This is a genomic window from Rhodococcus sp. Chr-9, assembly GCF_000801125.1.
Lineage (GTDB): Bacteria > Actinomycetota > Actinomycetes > Mycobacteriales > Mycobacteriaceae > Rhodococcus > Rhodococcus pyridinivorans.
The window spans coordinates 1-17,497 of the sequence record NZ_JTIZ01000120.1 but is presented as its reverse complement, the minus strand read 5'-3'; the positions used below and the strand labels follow the sequence as shown (position 1 = coordinate 17,497).

Genomic DNA, 17,497 nt, shown 5'->3' with positions numbered 1-17,497 from the left:
TTCATGGCCCAGTGTTCAGGATGTCCACACTCCGGGGGGAATGCCCGGGCAGCAGCTCACTGGTGAGGGTGCCGAAGAAGCGTTCGATCTTGCCGCGGCCCTGGGGCCGGGCGACGGTCGAGTGGATGAGGGTGATCTTCAGGTCGGCGGCGACCTGGCGCAGGTGGTCGCTGATGAAGTCGCTGCCGTGATCGGCGTAGAGGATTTCGGGGATCCCGCACATCGGCCAACTCGGATCGGCTTTGGTCCAGATCGCCTGCCGCAACGCCAAGGAGGTACCCAGGGTGGACGGCGCGCCGAGAGTGATGCTGTAGCCGGGCACGGCGCGGGAGTGATCGTCGAGAACCACCGTCAACCATGGCCGCACCGCGGTGCCGGCCGGGTCGAGGACCAGCACATCGAGCAGGGTGTGGTCGATCTGCCACATCCGGTTCGGGGCGTCGGCGGTGCGCCGGTAGACCAGCTCGTAGCGGTCCCGCCACCCCGCGGTGCCGTCGTGGGCGAGGGTGAGCAGCTCGGGGTCGAGGCCGCGGACGATGGCGTAGACGGTGCTGTAGGACGGGACGGGCCACTTCTGGTGGTCGGCGACGGTGGACACCCGCCGGTGGATCGCGGCGATGCTCGGCGGTGGGCGGGTCAGGGCCAGCCCTTCGATCAACTGGACCAGCTCCGGATGGGTGGTGCGGCCGCCGGTCCGGCGGGGTGTGCGGGCGANCGAGCCAGCGGCGGGCGGTGCGTTCCCCGATGCCGGCCTCACGGGCCACCTGCGTCAGGGGGACACCGCCGGTCAGGTGCGGTTCGAGCATCCGGTAGCGGCGCATCGCCTCGGTGCGTTGCGCCGGGGTCAACTCCACCGCGGCCATCATCGATCCTCTAGGCACCCACCCGATTGATGACTCGTCGGGCACCTGGGATCGACGCTACGCCCCGCCCCCATTCGGTGACAGCACTCACCAAGCCCTACCGGGACCAAAGCCGCGCTCTCGGGGGGTGCGGGCGTCTGCCCCAGTACGACGCCGGCGCCGTCAGCAATACCGGCATTGCTTGCATTACTTGTGCACATTGCTTCGGCGAGCACCCTCGTGCAGCTACGGCTACAGGTCTTCGAGCACGGCGAGCAGGTCGTCGAACAGGGCATCGGCGCGCTGTTCGATCTCGTCGAAGGTGTCGGCGAGGTCCTCGAGGTCCTGATGATCGCGACGGCGAGCAGCGACCCCGCGTTCGTAGTAGTCCGGGTCGAGAACCACCTCGGGTTCGGTCCCTGCCTCGTCGGTGTCCGGCGGGACCACCGGCAGTGTGGGGCGGTTGGAGGCGCGGCCGGACAGGTGAGCGCGTACCAGCGCCGAGATCGACTGGGCGGTCATCGACTGTCCGTGGGGCAGGTGTCCCCAGCGGTCGATCGGACACACCAGCGGTTGGCGTCCCTGCTCGGCAGTGAGCGGATTGGCGAGAATGTCGACCGGGTCGGTGAGGTAATGGCGCAGCAGATGCGTGCCGGGATTCTCGTCGAGAAACGCCCGGATGTGCGCCCACCGCCGGTAGATCGCCACCGCGGGATGGTCCTCAGCATCGGGTGCGGGGGTGAGGCGTATGCGTTCCCCGGCCCGGGTGGTGACCTCGAGGGCCCCGTCGTCGATGCGGATGTCGCGGCGGCGCAGCCGGGTGATGTCGGCAAAGCTCAGGCCGGTGGCGGCGAGCACGAGCAGCAGCGCATCGCGGCGGCCGAACAGTCCACTGGGCCAGCCCTCGGTCGGCAACGCGGCGGCGGTGCACAGCAGGATCGGTGCGAGTCGATCGGATCGCCGGCCGCGAGTGGCATCGAGGTGGCGGCGCACCGTCTCGGTGCGCCCGGGCGGTGGGTAGCCGTGCCGGGTGTGGACGGTGTTGATCGCCGACAATCGGCGCCGCTGCGTCGCCATCGCCGCGGGATGCTCGCGCACGAACATCGCCAACGTCTGCGGGGCGGCGGGGATCGGCCGCTGGTCGGCGGCAAGGCACCAGTCGGCGAACAGTGCCCAGTCGTGCCGATACCGCTTCGGGATCCGCAGCCCCGCCAGCGATATCGAGTGGTCGGTCAGAGGGGGTGTGGTGGTCACGGTGCTACAAACCCAAATTCGTGACAGCGTTGCCGATCAACGGGGCATTCTCGCGGGCGTAGACCTCGAGCATCGCCGGAGTGCTGTGCCCGGTCTGGCGCATGATCGCGTGCGCGGAGGCCCCGTTGCGGAACGCTTGGGTGACGAACCCGGCCCGCAGCGAATGCCCACCGAGCTGTTGTACGAGCTCGGGGTCGTAGCCGGCCTGCTCGGCGCGGCGGCGGATCGCCTTGTGCACCGCCGCCCCCGACAAGGCGGTCTCGGAAAGGTTGCCGTTTTTGCGGATCGACCGCAGCAACGGCGCATCGGAGGCGGTACGCGGACGCGGCCCCCGGCACACATGGGATTCGAAGGGTTCGGCGGTGCGCAGCAACCGGATCACCGCGGGACGCCCACCACTGTCGTAGGCGGCGACGATCTGCGCCCACCGCATCCACGCACACGGCGGACAACTGAGATGACCGTGCGTGAACGGCAGGGCGCGGATGGTGCCGCGGCCCTCCTGATCGGTCTTGGACTTGCGCAGGCGGATGTGCAGCCCATCGAGCCGGTGCAGCGAGATGTCCCCGCAGGTCAGGCCGACGAGTTCGCTGCGGCGGAACGCCCCGGCGAACCCGAGCAGCACGATCGCGGTGTCGCGGCGTTCGAGGACCTCATCGGCCCAGCTGCCGCAGCTGGTCCGTGCCCGCTCGACGATGGTGAGGACATCGGCGGTCAGCAGCGGTGCCCGCGGGCTGCGGGGCCGGTCCCCGGCGGTGGCGTAGTCCCGGCGGATCCCGGACATCGTCCGGCGCACCAGGTCATCGCCGGTGGGACTGGACTGTCCCGATTCGCGGTGATGCGCCAGCGTGGCCGGGGCGTAGGCACGCGTGCCGTCCGGGGTGAGGGTGTCGGCCGCGGCGACCAGATAGGCGGCGACGGTCGCCGGATGCGCCGGCAACGGCTGATGTCCTTCGCTGCGGCACCAGGTGGTGAATTTCCGCCACGCCGAGGCGTAGGTGCGGCGGGTCCCGGCGGAGCGGGACGAGGCCACCGAGGCACCGATCCGTTCGAGAATCTGCGGCGCAAGATCGGGCAGGTCGAGGGAAGAACCGGCCTTGGATGTCTCCACGACCTCACCGGCGGGGATGTGCTCGCTGTCCACGACCAGCGACGCTACCGAGGTGCGCCGACACAGATCTATGAATGGATCGAGTGCCGCGGCCGCCGAGGGTGTCGGTGCCTGTTGTCATGATCATCTGGTCGGGATGGCCGCACCACACGCAGAGCAGGGGATGTTCCGTGACCTACCACCAAGTCAAGCTTCCGTTCAGCAACCTGCGCAATCCGCTCGGGATCGACGTGGACCGAGAGCGGAACACCTACGTCACCGATCAGGGCAGCCACACCGTCATCACACTCAGCGCTACCGGTGAGCAGACCGTCGTGCCGCTGCAGGGCCTGTCGATGCCGTGCGGAGTGAAGGTCACCGACGAGGGCAGCATCTACGTTGCCGATCAGGGCAACGACCGGGTCGTCGTCCTCGACCCCGACGGCAACCAGAGGACCTTGGGGTTCGTCGGATTGAACCGTCCTTCCGGGGTCGATGTCGCTGTTGATGGAACCGTCTATGTCACCGACAGCAACAACAGTCGCGTTCTTGCGCTTCCCCCGGGCGGTGACCAGGTCGAACTGCCGTTCACCTTCGATGCTTCCGCGCAGCCGTGGGGAATCGTCGTCGATGCGGACAACAGTGTGATCGTCACCGTCCGGCACCACGGCGTCGAACCGATCAAAAAGCTCAGCGCCGACGGCGTAGAGACAACCCTGGGATTCGGGAAGACCGGTTCACCGACCGACGTCGATGTCGACGCCGACGGGAACGTCTACATCACCAACTTCGGTGCAGATTCGTTCACCGACAACATCGCCCGCCTGGACCGCAACGGCAACGCCTCGCGAGTTCCGTTCCGTGAACTGAGCGTGCTCCGGCCGATCGGCATCGCAGTCGATCACCGCGGCGGTATCACCGTGCTCGATTGGCTCGGTGTGGTGTACCGACTCGACAAGACCGACGCCACCACCGCGGTGACGCAGGTGTGAAGGTGGGCTCCTGCGGCGCCGCGGATCGAGGCCGGTGATCTACTCCGGGGGGTATCTCGGGGTGGATCGGAGTGGTCGAGAGGTGTACCGCGGGTTGCAGCGGCTCAGGGCTTACGGGACGGGACGCTCGCCTTTGTCGATCCGCTGCTTCCGCAGGAGATACTCGCCTTCCGAGATCTCCGCCAGAGCGGGCACGACAGGGCCGGCCCACCCACCGTCGATGGTGTCGGGGCAGTAGCCGACGGCAAAGCTTGCAGGCTCGTCCTCGAGACCGACCCAGTCCACCAGGATGTGTTGCACCGTAGGACTGGTGATCCGGCCCGGATGGCCGTGGAACAGCATCGGAGGCCCCGTCTCGGGATTGAGAATGTCGCGGTCGGTGTCGGGGCCGCGGTAAGCCACGGGCACACCCTGGTGTACCCGCGTCGTCGCGATCGCCTCGTCCCCTCCCATGCCATCAGTATCCGACGTGATCGATTGCGCGCGCTGCTAGGACCATAGACACTGCGGTATGGCCACCTCCACGCATCGATCCCTCTCCACCTGCGCCGCAGCCGCAGCCGCGACAACGCTGCAGGCGGCACTGAATCTGGCGTTGCTGGGGGTGGCCGCATTCGGCCTGGGCGTGGCGGGCCTGGCAGCACGATCGTTTCCCGTCCCCTGGTCCGGTTTCGCCGTGCCGGCGGTCTTCGTCGTACTCGCTGTGATCGCGGCAACGCCGTGGTTCGACCCACCCCCGGGGCGGTGGCGTACCGGTTACACCGCCGTCGCCGCGATCTGTGTGGTGGCCACACCCTGGATGCCTGCCGCGGTTCAGGTAGCCGGTGCGCTGACAGTGCTCGGGGTCGGATTCGCGATCATCGGCTTGAGTGAACACCTGCCGGCGGTGCGCAATGCTGGGCTCAGTGCGATCGTCATCGGGGCGCTGTCCTCCTCGGACCTCGGACGTGGGTGGCTGCCGCTGGCTGAGACCGGCACCTACCATCTGGTCCCGGCCTTGGTCACCGCGCTCGTCGGCGTGTGCGCCGCGGCGGTCGGGGTGGGGCTGCTGCTGCGCCGCCGAGGGGGATTCCTGTGACTTTCCGTGCTACGTCTCGACACAGATATCGGTCGGGGATCGTCCGGGTGTTCGCGCTGGCAGGTGCCGCCGTCGGCGTGATTTTGTATGTCGCCGCCTTCTTCATCACTGCGCCGACCGAGGTGTGCATGACTCGACTGGCATCGAGCATGACCGGTTCCGAGGCGGTGATTGCGACCTCAGCGAGCGCCGGCAGGCAGTGGGTGGGGATCGTCGCATCCCGCTGTCAGTGGACGTTCGCGACCGGGCCCCACGCCGGTGCTTCCGTGTCCGAGCGTGTCGTGGAATGGGGGCCGTCGGCATTGGCGATCGTTGGTCTTGTCGTCGCGGTGGCCGGCGTGGGGAGCTGGATGTGGTTCCGCACCAAGCACATAAATGTTGCGCGGACCGACCGCGGGTGACGTCACTTCACTATCACTCATATCCCCCGGACGAGGACGCCGCGCCGGCCTGGCTACGCGAGCACGAATGCGCCAGGCGAACGCTCACGTTCACCACGTCCAGCAACGTCGAGTATCGCCGTAGCCACCGGTGCCCAAAGGCTGCCGCGACTACCCGGGGTATCGACCGAGCGCATCGCCTACACCCAACGGAGCCGACGACGCGATCACTAATGCGGGCTACCGACAGTGCGGCCCGACCAAGGCGCATATCCACGCTCTGCTGATCTTCCAGACGCCGTGCTCAGCCACGAGCGGGACGACGGCGCTGTCCCCGGGCGCGACGGTGATGGCCTGCGCACCACCACCGGGGGCACCGGTGCCCACCACCGAGACCGCCAGAGCCTGTTCACCATCCGGTACGACAGTGGTGGCGCGCAGCGTCGCCTCGCCGGTGTGCGCTACCTGCTGGACGGGATCGGGTGTGTCGAGACTGGCACCTTCGAACAGGAGCACGCGCGTATCCAGATCGACGTCGTAGTCGAACGCGGCAGCGAGCATCTCGGTGACCTGCTCCGCCGACGGAATCGTGGAGGCGGGCAACTCGAGGGACGAATGCGCCGGTGGGAACGCGTCCGCAGAAGTGGGGACGGGCCCGGTGGCCGGCGAGCCCGGATCGGTGCTGCACCCGCAGATCGCCACGCCTGCGACGATGGCGGCTACGATGCTGCTCAGCAGGCGTGCGGTCATGGAAGTGTCCTTGCGGGTGGGCGGTGTCGAACAGGGGGCAAGACGCCAGAATATCCATGCCGATCGAGCCAGGACCAGCGTCGAGGCCGCCCCTACCTCCAGGACAGCAGCCCGTTCAGCGGTGGGCTTGCTACGGCAAGCGATCGACCACGTGGGCGAGAAATAAGCAGGTACTTCACTCGATTCGCGTGAGATCGACCCAGCCTCCCTCGCCGCCGGGAGTATCGGAACGCGGGTACGGATAGGGAGCCGGACCCCGTGACGGTGCTCGAAACGGCGCCAATGTGTGGGTGACGGATCCGAGCGTCAACGTCAGCGGCTGTGGGGTGCTTGCCCATTCGCACAGGACCAGTGGACCGAGGCGGTGCACCGGGACGGCGGTGCCGTCGGCGAGCTGAGCTGCTGCCGCTGTCGGTGTGTTCAGCGCGCCGATCACCAGCCACCATGTCGGGTCGGGGCTGTCTCCGGGCCAGACCTGCTGTTTGATCTCGTGCGGGAAACTCTCCGGATCGGTGGTGTACATGACGGACACCGGCGACCAGTGTTCGTTCTCGATCGTGGACGCGGGAGCGATTCGCATCATGTCGTCCTCCCGCCATTGGATCGACAGGTCCGAACGCGGCAAGACCAGGGTGTAGAACTCCATGCGTACACCTCCGACATGGGATCACGGCGTGCCGTTGTGCCCACGGTAGATGACGCTTCGCGTGCCGGCGCGCCCTCCGACCCTTCGACGCTCGCGTGAAGTATCCCGGCAGCAGGGCCGTCATTCCGAAACGGTCAGCAAGGGACAGAACTTCTTCGAAGACCTTACGGTGGCCTCATGGGACGAACGAGCGGACTGGTTGCAGCGTCACTGTCGATCGGGACGGTGGTCCTGACCGGTTGTGTATCCAATACCGAGAAGCCGGAGACCTTCCCCGCTACGGTGACCGTCGTCGGGAACGCGGAGCACGCCGATCCCCAGACCGGACAGTGCATCATCGCCGCCGTCCCGGTCGCACCGAACGACACGGTGTGGATACACGGTGAGAGCGCGGCCGCCTCGGCACGTTCTGTGCTGGAAGTCGGCACCGTCGATCGCAACGCCGACGCTACGGGTGTTTGTACCTATGTAGCGCACTTCGACGCGGTCCCTGCGAATCAACGCGGCTACACGATTACTGTGAACCGGTTCGAGTCGCCCTCTTTCCACGCGGGCGAGATCGAGGAGGGAGCGACGTTCTATCTACACGAGTTCCCCCCCGGCAGCGACCCGTCGGGCATCGGTGACGGCGACCGCGTGGGGACACCATGATGGGGTAGGAACCTCGGTCCGCAGCACCCGGCGCAGCGTGCGGTCATTGCGCAGGTCGTCAAGCTCGAGGATTCTCAGCGCCTACGGGATGGGACGTTCGCCTTTGTCGATCCGCTGCTTCCGCAGGAGGTACTCGTCTTCCGAGATCTCCGCCAGAGCGGGCACGACAGGGCCGGCCGACCCACCGTCGATGGTGTCGGGGCAGTAGCCGACGGCAAAGCTTGCAGGCTCGTCCTCGAGACCGACCCAGTCCACCAGGATGTGTTGCACCGTAGGACTGGTGATCCGGCCCGGATGGCCGTGGAACAGCATCGGAGGCCCCGTCTCGGGGTTGAGGATGTCGCGGTCGGTGTCGGGGCCGCGATAGGCCACCGGCACACCCCGACGTACCCGCGTCGTCGCGATCGCCTCGTCCTCTCCCATGTCGTCAGTATCTCCTCCGACAACCATGTACTGCATCATCGGGAGATGACTTCCCGAGGCGTCGTCCGATTCTGGAACAGCGAGGACGGGTGGGGCGTCATCGACTGCGAACAGACCCCGGGGGTTGCTGGGCGCACTTCAGCGAGGTCGACATTGAGGGCTTCAGAAAACTCACCCCCGGCCGACACGTCACCTTCGAGTGGCAGAAAACGAGCAGTCCGGTGGAGGGCTTCGCCTTCGTAGCGGTGCGCGTGCACCCGGTCGACGATAAGTGACGATCGTCGTCTCCCATACGGAAGTCGGGTGCGCCGAAGCGCAGGTCACCGTCGCGGGTTACTGCCCGTAGGGGCGCGGGGGGAGCGGGTTGATCTCGTCGCTGTCCCAGGTGACCTTCCGGAGCTTGCTGGTGTCGATGACCTCCAGATCGGGGTGCGCGGCGAGCGCCAGGGCGCAGTCGGTGGACGAGCCGATGTAGGTCGACATCAGGTCGATGTCGGTGGCGACGAGCCATGCCCGGTCCTGCGGCCACCATAGGTTCGGCCCCCACGAGCCCAGGGTGCGTACGACATCGCGCACGGTGCCGTGCACGAGGAGGTTGTCCCGGTGTGGGAGGCGGAGCAGCGGTCCGGGTGCAGGAAGGTGCAGGGCCTGGCCGGCGCGGCCTTCCCAGAAACCGAACCAGCACTCGTCCGGGGTGCTGGTGTGCTCGACGAGAACCTCGGCGAGGGCCGCGAACTGCTCTTCCGGCATATCACCTCGGTCGGGCTTTCGGTGCCAGACGAGGTCGCGGCCGTCCCCGACTCCATTGTGGATACCGGCCTGCAGCAGCGAGCCCCACTCGACGGTCTGGTGGATCACCCCGCCGGTATGGGCGGCGACCTCGGCCCAGCGCACCGGAACCTGCTGCCCGGTGTCGGGGTCGATCCGGGCGGCAGGGTGCAGCACCCGTGAGTACAGCGTGTAGATCGGGGGCACCAGCGATCCGACGGTGTACTCGAAGCGTGGCAGGGCGTCTGCGATCCAGTCGCCGCTGGTGGTGTCGTCGAGTACGTCGTCGATCCGCCACACCAGCGGCTGCGAGTTCGGGTCGACATGGCGATTCATCTGCTGCCGGTCGCGGGGACCGGAGTCGCTGTGCTCACTCACGTATCCGACCCTGCCACACCGCGGTCGTGCCGGGCGCCCGTCTACAGCGCGGGATTCGCTCTGGCGGACGAGATGCAGCGGACCGTGTTGGGGGCCTATTCCCGAACGCGGATCACCCATTCCAGTGGCGTCCAGATGGCGTGACTCGGTGTTCTGACGTGCAATGCTCGACTCATGCACGGCGATGACACGCCACCGGTGCCGCGGCAGCCGTTGGTGTTGCGTGGTCCGATCGGCCGCCCGGCACGCCCACCGGGGCTGATCGTGGCAGGGGCGTCGGTGCTGTTGTGCACGGGATTCGTGTTCGCCCTGCTGGATTGGTGGCCGGGCCACGGGCACACCGTCGATACCTTCACCAATTCGATGATCGTCCTGGCCTTCGGGGTGTTGTTGGTCGTCGTCGGCCTGGTGTGGGCGATCAAGTCCGCATACGTGATCGGGCGGGACCGGCGGTGGTCGTGGTGGATCGCGGCTGCTCCGATCGTCGTGGTCGCCGCGACCGGAGTCGCTGCGGTGATTCCGTCACCGTCGTTCCAGGCCGCGCGCAGCGACTTCGATCTCGCCGCCCGGACGGTGCTGTCCTCACCGGATCCGGCCGTGTTGGATGTGTAGGTCGGGCCCTACACGATGTCCGGGATCTTCCGACGCGACAACGCGGTGTACTTCTACGACGCCGACCAGAGCTTCCTGACCACCTTCGGCGGCTGGATCTACTCGCCGGCAGGACCCCCTCCGGACCGTTCGGGAATCGAGCAGTTCGACACGATCCACCTCGACGGCCCGTGGTACGAGTTCACGGCGGTATGGCGCGAATGAACCGGACTCGCACACGCCTGCCGGGGCCGGCACGTGGTTCGTCGACATCGAAGCCGACTGTGGAAGGCGCCCGGCAGTTCCGGGAAGGGTGCTGGTGATCGATCCGGACCTATGAGCTGCGCTCGAACTCGTACCAGGGACCTCCGAGATGCTCGATCGACCCGACATGCTGCTGGCCGTCCGGGTAGCCCTCCGGTGAGTAGATCCACCCGTGAGTGGTGCCGAACGAATCGTCGGACTCGATGAAGTAGACGGCCCCATCGAGTTGTTCGACACGCGAGATGTCGAGTCCACCGACCTCCACACCACTTCTGACGCCGTCGGGTTCGGTAAGGACCTCACGCGCGATCGCCTCGAGTTGGGGCCGGGCTTCGTCGAACCCCGGGCGGGGAAACAACACCACGACAAGCAGGGCGCCCAGGACGACCACCGGCGCCGCAGCCAGTCCACCAGGACCAGGATCGGGTACCTCGAAGGGAGGACCACACACGCAAAGCCCACACCAGACCGGCCACACCCAACAGGAAAAGCGCGGGCATCGCGATGAAAATCTGGTGATCGTAATCCAGATCGCCCCCGACCGCCGGCCACCCGTAGTACATGCCCAGCAGCACGCTCAGGGACAGGACCGTTGCGAGGAGCAGACACACCTCGACCGCGACAGTTCTCACCCCTGCACTACGAGCTGTGAACCGGGCCTGCGCGTTCGCGTCTTTCATTGCATCACCGTACCGAGCCCGACGGGATGTGCGCCGGATCGAGCACGACACGGATACCCGTGACCCTTGCCGGGGATTCGGGAGGCGCACACGTCGGATCTCGCTGGACGTCGCCGGCCACGTGCAGGTCGGATCAGGTGAGCGCCGATATCGGCGCCCTGCACTCGAACCGGTGTGCCGCTCCGGACACGGGTGCGCACACAGACCGCGAGCTCGGCCGTGCCAACGACGCAGATCGCCTGGGGTACGCGAGGGGGACGACCCGGTAGAACTGGGGAAAGGCGAGGGACGGAGCCCGGGGATGGATTTGGCGGAATTGATCATTGTGGAGATGCGTGCCGTCGACGATTGGGTGTCGGTCGCCGATGCCCTGAAGGTGATGGGGACATCGTCGTTTGTCGCCGACCGGGACGACGTGCGCCGTGTGCTCGACTGTGTCGATACCAGCGATCGGCTTCGGCTGGGTCGGGTGACCGGCCGGTTCGAGGAAATCTCGAAGCCGTTGCCGATCACGGCACTGTTGGAGAGCATCTTCGACGAGGATGATCCCGGCGATCGGACAGGAGCGATGATGGGCCTGTTCATCGACCAGGTCCGCTCTGCTGATGAGCAGGCGAAGGAAGCTGCCGCGCGGCAGGGCCGCACCCCTCACGGCGGTGCGCTGCTGCCGCCGGGTTGGACGGTGCTCGACGACCAGCAGCTCCTCTGGGAGCGGTTCACCGACGCGTTCGGTTTCCGGCCCGGTGGGCGGGAGCCGACGCGGCCGGTGATCGTCGAGCCGGCGCCGTCGATCACCGTCGATCTCACCGTGCCCGATGATCGGGTGGGGGTGTGGCGCAGCCGCGTCGATGCGGTCAACGCCGAGGCGTTGCGGTGTTTCGTCGCCGAGTTCGCCGAGGATCCGATGTGGGTGGTGTTGGTCCGGCAGGACTTTTGTTATCGGCTCGATGCGGCCGTGCACGCGGCCACCCGTCATCCCGATTGGCGGGTGTCGGCGTACCCCCAAGGTGACTATTCGATTTTTCTGCGTGAGGACTTCAGTGACGGTATCGTCGGGCATCCGTGGGAGCAGAGTCTGTGCGTGTTCGGGGAACGCCTCGTCGGGTCACTGGGCCGGACCTTGGCGACGTGGCTGCCCGTCATCCGAATCGATGGTCGACCCGTGGGATCTGTGTAGCTGCCGCGACCAGCACTTGTTCGTCGGTCAGGGCTGGTGGGGTTCGACGCGGGTGGCACAGTAGCGGTAGCCGTCCTGGTCGGTGACCTGCTTCCAAGACACGATCACCGTGGCCCCTGGCTCTAGGGTCTGGAATCCGTCGACGGCGAGGTGGCTGAAGTGCGCCCAGCATCCGCCGGGGGTGTGCGGCGAGTCGATCACACCCCACCCTTCGTCGTCGTTCCACATGCGCACGACGCCGGTCGTCTGCCCATCGAATGCCGCTGCGGGCGAGACCTGTTCGGGTGCTGCGACGGTGAGTGTGTCGGCGGTGCCGTCGGCGCGGATCGTCCACAGTCCGGTGCGGAACACGTGCCGGTCGCGGGTGGCGGGTTGTTGTCCGGCGGGCCAGGCTCGGGTGCATTCGTAGGCGTAACCCGAGGTCGGGTTCTCCAGCCGATGCCACTCGAAGTCGACCGGCTCGCCGGGGTTCAGGGCGGGAAATCCGTCGACTGCGACCGCGGCGAAGCGTACGAGGCAGCCGCCGGGCACGTCGTCCCCGTCGATCACTCCGTGCATGCGTTCGAGGTCCCAGCTGCGAACCACTCCTCGGCTCACCATCGGTTCAGTATGACCGGTGGTGAGGCATAGTTTGACGTGCGCTTTTGCCAGGGGATCAAGGTCTGGGGAAGGCCGTGAGATGACCCGGAATTTCGCGGGACTCCACCTGCCAGGGGAGGTTTTCGGTGTCGGCTCCTGAAAACCGGCTAGGGAGGTACCCCGCAAGGGATCATGGGTTCATGCACGTCGATCGCCTCACGCTCCCGGTATCGAACGTGGTGATGCAGTACCGCGAGGACGGGAAGTACCTGATCGCACGCGAAGAGAGACTTCCCGAACTGTATGAAGCCGAACGCCGCGGTCTGTCGATCTGGACCGAGCCGAACTACAAGGCGATGACCGCGTTCGAAGAAGAGTTCGCCGGCGATGTTCCTCACCCCACCTGGTGGGTGATTTCGGGGACGGCCGACCCCGACACCGAGATTCAGGTGACCTTTGCTGACGACCATGTGATGGGGCCGTTCAGGCCGGCACTGGCGGCCGGGTCGGAGGCACGGGTGTATCGCCTCGGCGAGCTCTGGGGATGTGAATGGGTCAGTTTGCCAACGACCATCTATATCCATCGGAGTGACGATCTTAGGGTCCCGCGAATCAAGTTCAGAAGGCCGAACTTCCTTCCACCGGCTCCCCACCCCGAGGTGGAAGTGGGCGAAGGTTGTTGAGCCAACAGCGGCGAATCGTTGCAGCTCGCGATTGTCCTGGATCCGTCCTCGGCGGCGACTGCACTCGGCCTGTCGGCCCGGTGTGCGGGGAAATCAGGGTCTCGGCCGGGCACTCGACCGGGCAGTAAGAGAGTGTTTCCGATGTGTGCTCTTGCCGGGCGGGTCGCGGTCATGCGCAGCTGTTTCAGGTGGTGCATGATCCTGTGATGATCGTGATCCGTGTGGGCTGGATCGTGCTGGCAGTTGTCACTGTGTTCCTCGGTATCGGGGCAGCCACCAGCCCGATGCTGCAAATCGCGGAGTGCGAAATCGGTGTGTATTCGCGGGAGGTCCCGAATCTCGAGGCCTGTCATGCCTCGATTCGAAGTTACTTCGGGACGGCGGTCTGGCCTGTTCTTGCGGTGCCGGTGATGGTGTGTCTGATACCGGTGTTCGTGCCGCGGCAGCGTGTTGCCTGGTTGGCCACCGCCGCCCTGTTCGCTTTTTCCGTCGTAGGTTTTGCGCGCTCGTCTTCTCGTCGAAGCCGACACGGGCTGATCTGTTCGGCTTTTCTGGCCGGTCGTGTTCCTGGCGGCACTGGTGACCGGCCTTGCGCAGGTAGTGAACCTTCGTCGCAATGGCCGCGGCCCTCTACAACCTGCGCCGTAGGAGTGAGCCGCCTCGGTGCGGTGCACGAGATATCCCACGCCGCCGAGCCGCTCACCGGCACTGTCGAGCTGGAAGCCGGTGTCCCAACGGACAACGTGGCCGTTGTGCAGCATGCTCCAGTCGAAGCGTTGCCGCTGCTCGATGAACAGTTCCCGATCGGTGGGGTCGAACACTGCACGGCGATGACAGCGAGCGTAGGCATGATGGGGTGGTGACGACGTTGCGGATCGTTGTTCCCGAGGACTTGATCATGGACGGGGTGGTCGACATTCCTCGCATCGGGGACCGCGTCGACTACACGCTGCAGTTCCACGAAGCACGGGCGTGGATCCATCCGGAGATGTCGAACGAGGTCACCGCACGCGTCGAGCAGTTGAACAACGGCCGGTGTTCGGCGGACTGGGTCGACCCCGACGGCCGCATCCGTGCCGGTTCCTACTCGATGCTGCTGCATGGTGACCGCTGGTGCGCGTATTTCCTGTCGAGCCGTCTCTACGCGGGCACCGCCCAGTGTGCCGGGTGGTTCGAGGCCGACTGGCCGGGAGTGCTTCCGGCCGAGGCACAGGTCGCCGGCACGGTGACTCGATGCCGCTTGATCACCCGCGTGAGCGTTCCCGATGCCGACGGCCGACACACCCAGGGATGGACCGACACGCTCGGACCCGTGCGGGACGGGCAGACCGGCTTTCGGCTCGGGTTGGTACCTGCCACCACTGTTCCTGCTGATCCACGGGGATGGCACAGCCCGATGATCCCGCCCCGGGACGGTCCGTGGACCCGTGAGGCCGGCGTCCTGGTGGACCTGGACGTCGGGCTGCCCCTCTGACGAAGCTATCGGCAGCTAGGCCGCAGGCGATCACCTCTGACACCGCGTGTCTGCTTCTGGAGACGGCGCGGATGTCGCTTAGTGTCGAATGATGACGGCGTGGATCGAGGTGCTCCGGGCATTGACGACCGGTCCTGATCTGCCTGTGCGGGGAACGATCCGCGCGGTGCACCCGGACGGGCACACCGAGCAATTCGTCTCCATCGGGCGCAAGCTTCGGGTGATGGCCGGTAATGGCCACCGTATCTGGCGTCACGGCGCACGCCTGCGCGTCGAACGCGAGGACGGCACCCCGGTCTTTGTCACCGACGGATCGGCCGCGTGGGATTTCACCCGCGATCCGCAACGGCCGCGGGTCGGTCCGGTCGGTCAGGTGCAGTATCTGGGCACCAGTCAGTTCCTGTTGCGGCGGCGCAGCGCGGCCGAATGGTCCGGTGACGACTTCGCCCAGCCGGCCGGTCCGGTCGAGGAGGTCGAGTTCGCGGGTCGGCGCTGTTGGACGGTGGAGTTGGCACCGCCCCCGCGCAAGCCGTACCCGATGCGGATCTGGGTGGATATCGAGACCGGGCAGATGCTGGGCGAACATATCGAGCAGGCGGGGTTGGGCGCGCAGTTCGTCGACCTCGTCGTCGGCGAACCGCTCGACGGCGCCCTGTTCGTGTGGGACGGGCCGGTACTCACCGCCGAACAGGAACAGCAGATGTACCGCGAACGCCAGTTCGCTCTCGAACGCGACCAACGACACTGGTTCACCACCGCCGTCACCGAGGTGGCGCTGCGCACGCGGGTGCCGATGGATTTCACCCCCGACCGCGTACCGTTCCATGATCCGCAGACGGGGGCGTTCGACGCGGGAAACGATCTGACGATGCTCTCGCGTCGGCCCCGCAGCGCCGAGGGGTGGGAACCGTCGTGGGGCGCACTGTTCTACGTCTGGTCGACTCCCGCCTGGGACTGGGCAGCCGGGGTGCTCCGCGGCGACCTCGATGGCGACACCATCGCCGATCTTCAGCGCATGCTGCATCCCGACGAACCCGTCGACCGGCAGCGCCGCATCGATAAGGGCCCACGATCCCAGCGACATCGTAGATAACCCCACGACGTGCTCCGCTCGCTCGAAAGGCCTCGAGCTATGCGGTGCATAGCCGTGCAGCAACGTCGAGTTCGACGAGTGTGCCGTCCGGATCGAGCAGGTACACGCCGTTCGTGGTGGCCACCCACACCTTTTTCTGTGCGTCGATCGTCACTGCCGGCTCCGGATCGTCGATCGCCGCCGCCGCGACGACCCGGTGGGTGGCGGGATCGAGCAGCACCAGCAGCCACCGCCCGTGCTCGCGGGCCGGCACCTCGTCCGAACTGTCGAACGGCCACCAGCCGGTCTTTCCGGTGCCGTCGGGACGGTGGGTGGTCATCCACAGATAGCCCCCGGCTCCACCGAACGTCAGCGGCCGAGCCGGGAGAGCGGGCACAGGCGTGCTCGTCAGATCCGCACCGATCGACACCGCCACACCGCGGCGATCGTAGATGGCCATCCGGTCACCGGTGGAGCCGACACGAACAGGAAACGACAACGGCATCTGCGGTCCGTCGGTGACCGTGCCGTCGAGATCGATGCGCACCATACGATAGATCCGCGGGAATGGCGCCGCGCGATCCTCGGGCACGGCCGGCACCACCGCCACGAACCCTTCCGAGGTAGCTGCCACCCATCGTGCGGTCGGCAACTCCACCCTCAGCGGTTCGGTGCCGGGACGCAGCACAAACACGCCCTCGCCCGCGGTGAGCAGCACCGAGCCACAGGCCGCGGCCGCTGCCATTCGGCGGCCCACATCGATTCGGTGCACCTCGAGGGCTCCGGCCGCATCGAGGGTGCAGCGCAGTACCGTCTGTTCGGCGACGACCCAGCAGCCCGACGCGTCGGCAACTACCCGCCCCCGTGTCGGTGAAAAGGCCGTGGTGGCGATGGAGAGGGGCAAAAGATGCTCGGTCACTGCCACGGCCCCGGCCGGGTCGTCGATCTGCAGCAGGACCGGCAGTTGCCGGTCGAGCACCCACAACACCCGGCCGCCGCTGCTGATGACACCGGGACGCACCCGCGGCCGCAACGGGGCCGGTTCGGCGGCATCGAGGTCCAGCTCGATCAGCACCCCCAGCTGACGCTCGACAGGATGGTCGGCGTGCGCGGGGTCCGGTGGGTCGGGGCGCTCGAACCACCGCGGCGAGGCCTCGATATCGGTGTACCGGATGTCTTCGTCCGCCACCGCTGCCCAGCCGCGGGTGTGTGGATCGTAGGTGGTCTCGCCGGTCATCAACTGCACCCGCCGCACCAACCCGCGGGCGGTGCCGCTGCCGAGCTCGGTATGGGCGAAGAACATCCCGGTGACCTCGACATGATCGATCAGCGGCCGCGGGGTTCGGCACACTGCGCTCCAGCCGTCGCCGCGCAGCATGATCGTCCACCACCACTGCCCGTCGCGGTCGACGATCGGGGCTGTGTCTGCCTGGATCGGTTGCGCCCAGGCTCGCACCGTGCAGGTCCGCGGATCGGCCGGATCCGGTGTGTACTGGTGGAACTGCAACGCCACCAACACTGTGTTCCCCACCTTCGGGGGCACGATCGATCCGTCCTCGATCACCCACCCGTCGACCACCACCGTCAACAGACGCCGCAGTGGGGGAACAACCGAGGAGGTCTTCAGATCCTGGGGGTGGGAGTGTTCGTTGTCGAACGACATGACTATCTCCGTGCACTAGTACTACAGCCGTAGATCGCTGATCTGTCGGGATTGCGGCGCGT

Annotated in this window: 22 protein-coding genes; 11 read left to right on the top strand and 11 right to left on the bottom strand. The window is 66.8% G+C overall.

Annotated elements, in window-relative coordinates; all coding sequences use genetic code 11:
- Position 1 precedes the first annotated feature (1 nt).
- The 3 genes from QR64_RS28215 to QR64_RS19050 form a co-directional block, all read right to left on the bottom strand.
- Positions 2-427, bottom strand: a complete 426-nt coding sequence (locus QR64_RS28215) for a DDE-type integrase/transposase/recombinase (RefSeq protein WP_235367244.1) — start codon at positions 425-427, stop codon at positions 2-4.
- A 667-nt stretch (positions 428-1,094) separates the two neighbouring features.
- On the bottom strand, positions 1,095-2,096 hold the full coding sequence (locus QR64_RS19055) for a hypothetical protein (protein ID WP_052227373.1): 1,002 nt from the start codon (positions 2,094-2,096) through the stop codon (positions 1,095-1,097).
- A gap of 4 nt (positions 2,097-2,100) precedes the next feature.
- A complete protein-coding gene (locus QR64_RS19050; protein ID WP_039586812.1) occupies positions 2,101-3,240 on the bottom strand; it encodes a tyrosine-type recombinase/integrase in 1,140 nt (379 codons plus the stop codon).
- A gap of 137 nt (positions 3,241-3,377) precedes the next feature.
- On the opposite strand from QR64_RS19050, the gene QR64_RS19045 reads away from it, so the two are divergent.
- The gene (locus QR64_RS19045; protein ID WP_161793638.1) at positions 3,378-4,178 is read left to right on the top strand and encodes a hypothetical protein; all 801 of its coding nucleotides are present in this window, start codon (positions 3,378-3,380) and stop codon (positions 4,176-4,178) included.
- Positions 4,179-4,289: 111 nt separating this feature from the next.
- Here QR64_RS19045 and QR64_RS19040 read toward each other — a convergent pair whose 3' ends face one another.
- A complete protein-coding gene (locus tag QR64_RS19040) occupies positions 4,290-4,631 on the bottom strand; it encodes a hypothetical protein (protein WP_039586808.1) in 342 nt (113 codons plus the stop codon).
- Between the two features lie 58 nt (positions 4,632-4,689).
- Here QR64_RS19040 and QR64_RS19035 point away from each other — a divergent pair, with 58 nt between their 5' ends.
- Entirely contained in the window at positions 4,690-5,256 is a 567-nt protein-coding gene (locus QR64_RS19035; protein WP_033098362.1) for a hypothetical protein, read from the top strand.
- 47 nt (positions 5,257-5,303) lie between these two features.
- Positions 5,304-5,657 carry a hypothetical protein gene (locus QR64_RS19030; RefSeq protein ID WP_033098363.1) on the top strand — a complete coding sequence of 118 codons (354 nt, stop codon included), beginning with the start codon at positions 5,304-5,306 and terminating at the stop codon, positions 5,655-5,657.
- A gap of 219 nt (positions 5,658-5,876) precedes the next feature.
- On the opposite strand, the gene QR64_RS19025 is transcribed toward QR64_RS19030, so the two are convergent.
- Positions 5,877-6,386, bottom strand: coding sequence for a hypothetical protein (locus QR64_RS19025; protein WP_039586806.1), 510 nt, complete (start codon positions 6,384-6,386; stop codon positions 5,877-5,879).
- Positions 6,387-6,561: 175 nt separating this feature from the next.
- Positions 6,562-7,032 carry a hypothetical protein gene (locus QR64_RS19020; protein ID WP_039586804.1) on the bottom strand — a complete coding sequence of 157 codons (471 nt, stop codon included), beginning with the start codon at positions 7,030-7,032 and terminating at the stop codon, positions 6,562-6,564.
- A 177-nt stretch (positions 7,033-7,209) separates the two neighbouring features.
- On the opposite strand from QR64_RS19020, the gene QR64_RS19015 reads away from it, so the two are divergent.
- Entirely contained in the window at positions 7,210-7,683 is a 474-nt protein-coding gene (locus tag QR64_RS19015; protein ID WP_052040146.1) for a hypothetical protein, read from the top strand.
- A gap of 81 nt (positions 7,684-7,764) precedes the next feature.
- On the opposite strand, the gene QR64_RS19010 is transcribed toward QR64_RS19015, so the two are convergent.
- Positions 7,765-8,106 carry a hypothetical protein gene (locus tag QR64_RS19010; RefSeq protein WP_039586802.1) on the bottom strand — a complete coding sequence of 114 codons (342 nt, stop codon included), beginning with the start codon at positions 8,104-8,106 and terminating at the stop codon, positions 7,765-7,767.
- Positions 8,107-8,439: 333 nt separating this feature from the next.
- The gene (locus tag QR64_RS19005; protein ID WP_052227371.1) at positions 8,440-9,252 is read right to left on the bottom strand and encodes a hypothetical protein; all 813 of its coding nucleotides are present in this window, start codon (positions 9,250-9,252) and stop codon (positions 8,440-8,442) included.
- A gap of 174 nt (positions 9,253-9,426) precedes the next feature.
- Here QR64_RS19005 and QR64_RS19000 point away from each other — a divergent pair, with 174 nt between their 5' ends.
- Together QR64_RS19000 and QR64_RS25260 are read left to right on the top strand one after the other, a co-directional pair.
- Entirely contained in the window at positions 9,427-9,864 is a 438-nt protein-coding gene (locus QR64_RS19000; RefSeq protein WP_052227370.1) for a hypothetical protein, read from the top strand.
- A 15-nt stretch (positions 9,865-9,879) separates the two neighbouring features.
- A complete protein-coding gene (locus QR64_RS25260; RefSeq protein ID WP_052227369.1) occupies positions 9,880-10,068 on the top strand; it encodes a hypothetical protein in 189 nt (62 codons plus the stop codon).
- A gap of 109 nt (positions 10,069-10,177) precedes the next feature.
- On the opposite strand, the gene QR64_RS18995 is transcribed toward QR64_RS25260, so the two are convergent.
- Positions 10,178-10,498 carry a hypothetical protein gene (locus QR64_RS18995; RefSeq protein ID WP_052040150.1) on the bottom strand — a complete coding sequence of 107 codons (321 nt, stop codon included), beginning with the start codon at positions 10,496-10,498 and terminating at the stop codon, positions 10,178-10,180.
- A gap of 590 nt (positions 10,499-11,088) precedes the next feature.
- On the opposite strand from QR64_RS18995, the gene QR64_RS18990 reads away from it, so the two are divergent.
- Complete coding sequence (locus QR64_RS18990; RefSeq protein ID WP_235367240.1) at positions 11,089-11,964, top strand: DUF2716 domain-containing protein; 876 nt, start codon at positions 11,089-11,091, stop codon at positions 11,962-11,964.
- 27 nt (positions 11,965-11,991) lie between these two features.
- On the opposite strand, the gene QR64_RS28210 is transcribed toward QR64_RS18990, so the two are convergent.
- Complete coding sequence (locus QR64_RS28210; protein WP_235367239.1) at positions 11,992-12,564, bottom strand: cold shock domain-containing protein; 573 nt, start codon at positions 12,562-12,564, stop codon at positions 11,992-11,994.
- 179 nt (positions 12,565-12,743) lie between these two features.
- On the opposite strand from QR64_RS28210, the gene QR64_RS26630 reads away from it, so the two are divergent.
- From QR64_RS26630 to QR64_RS27365, 4 genes are all read left to right on the top strand, one after another.
- The gene (locus QR64_RS26630; protein ID WP_033098370.1) at positions 12,744-13,226 is read left to right on the top strand and encodes a hypothetical protein; all 483 of its coding nucleotides are present in this window, start codon (positions 12,744-12,746) and stop codon (positions 13,224-13,226) included.
- A gap of 206 nt (positions 13,227-13,432) precedes the next feature.
- On the top strand, positions 13,433-14,089 hold the full coding sequence (locus QR64_RS26860; RefSeq protein WP_153811632.1) for a hypothetical protein: 657 nt from the start codon (positions 13,433-13,435) through the stop codon (positions 14,087-14,089).
- Positions 14,086-14,700 (top strand): hypothetical protein, encoded by a 615-nt coding sequence (locus QR64_RS18970; RefSeq protein WP_152640979.1) that lies wholly within the window; start codon positions 14,086-14,088, stop codon positions 14,698-14,700. The genes QR64_RS26860 and QR64_RS18970 overlap by 4 nt, the downstream gene beginning before the upstream one ends.
- Positions 14,701-14,791: 91 nt before the next feature.
- Positions 14,792-15,793 (top strand): hypothetical protein, encoded by a 1,002-nt coding sequence (locus tag QR64_RS27365; RefSeq protein WP_039586801.1) that lies wholly within the window; start codon positions 14,792-14,794, stop codon positions 15,791-15,793.
- Between the two features lie 37 nt (positions 15,794-15,830).
- Here the strand turns inward: QR64_RS27365 and QR64_RS18960 are convergent, their stop codons facing one another.
- Positions 15,831-17,435 (bottom strand): hypothetical protein, encoded by a 1,605-nt coding sequence (locus tag QR64_RS18960; protein ID WP_039586798.1) that lies wholly within the window; start codon positions 17,433-17,435, stop codon positions 15,831-15,833.
- Between the last annotated feature and the right edge of the window lie 62 nt (positions 17,436-17,497).

Excerpts from the sequence above, each read along its gene's own strand:
- QR64_RS28215 (WP_235367244.1), bottom strand. The coding sequence starts at position 427 with ATGTGGCAGATCGACCACACCCTGCTCGATGTGCTGGTCCTCGACCCG.
- QR64_RS19040 (WP_039586808.1), bottom strand. The coding sequence starts at position 4,631 with ATGGGAGGGGACGAGGCGATCGCGACGACGCGGGTACACCAGGGTGTG.
- QR64_RS19035 (WP_033098362.1), top strand. The coding sequence starts at position 4,690 with ATGGCCACCTCCACGCATCGATCCCTCTCCACCTGCGCCGCAGCCGCA.
- QR64_RS19025 (WP_039586806.1), bottom strand. The coding sequence starts at position 6,386 with ATGACCGCACGCCTGCTGAGCAGCATCGTAGCCGCCATCGTCGCAGGC.
- QR64_RS19020 (WP_039586804.1), bottom strand. The coding sequence starts at position 7,032 with ATGGAGTTCTACACCCTGGTCTTGCCGCGTTCGGACCTGTCGATCCAA.
- QR64_RS19015 (WP_052040146.1), top strand. The coding sequence starts at position 7,210 with ATGGGACGAACGAGCGGACTGGTTGCAGCGTCACTGTCGATCGGGACG.
- QR64_RS19010 (WP_039586802.1), bottom strand. The coding sequence starts at position 8,106 with ATGGGAGAGGACGAGGCGATCGCGACGACGCGGGTACGTCGGGGTGTG.
- QR64_RS19000 (WP_052227370.1), top strand. The coding sequence starts at position 9,427 with ATGCACGGCGATGACACGCCACCGGTGCCGCGGCAGCCGTTGGTGTTG.
- QR64_RS25260 (WP_052227369.1), top strand. The coding sequence starts at position 9,880 with ATGTCCGGGATCTTCCGACGCGACAACGCGGTGTACTTCTACGACGCC.
- QR64_RS18990 (WP_235367240.1), top strand. The coding sequence starts at position 11,089 with ATGGATTTGGCGGAATTGATCATTGTGGAGATGCGTGCCGTCGACGAT.
- QR64_RS28210 (WP_235367239.1), bottom strand. The coding sequence starts at position 12,564 with ATGGTGAGCCGAGGAGTGGTTCGCAGCTGGGACCTCGAACGCATGCAC.
- QR64_RS26630 (WP_033098370.1), top strand. The coding sequence starts at position 12,744 with ATGCACGTCGATCGCCTCACGCTCCCGGTATCGAACGTGGTGATGCAG.
- QR64_RS26860 (WP_153811632.1), top strand. The coding sequence starts at position 13,433 with ATGATCGTGATCCGTGTGGGCTGGATCGTGCTGGCAGTTGTCACTGTG.
- QR64_RS27365 (WP_039586801.1), top strand. The coding sequence starts at position 14,792 with ATGACGGCGTGGATCGAGGTGCTCCGGGCATTGACGACCGGTCCTGAT.
- QR64_RS18960 (WP_039586798.1), bottom strand. The coding sequence starts at position 17,435 with ATGTCGTTCGACAACGAACACTCCCACCCCCAGGATCTGAAGACCTCC.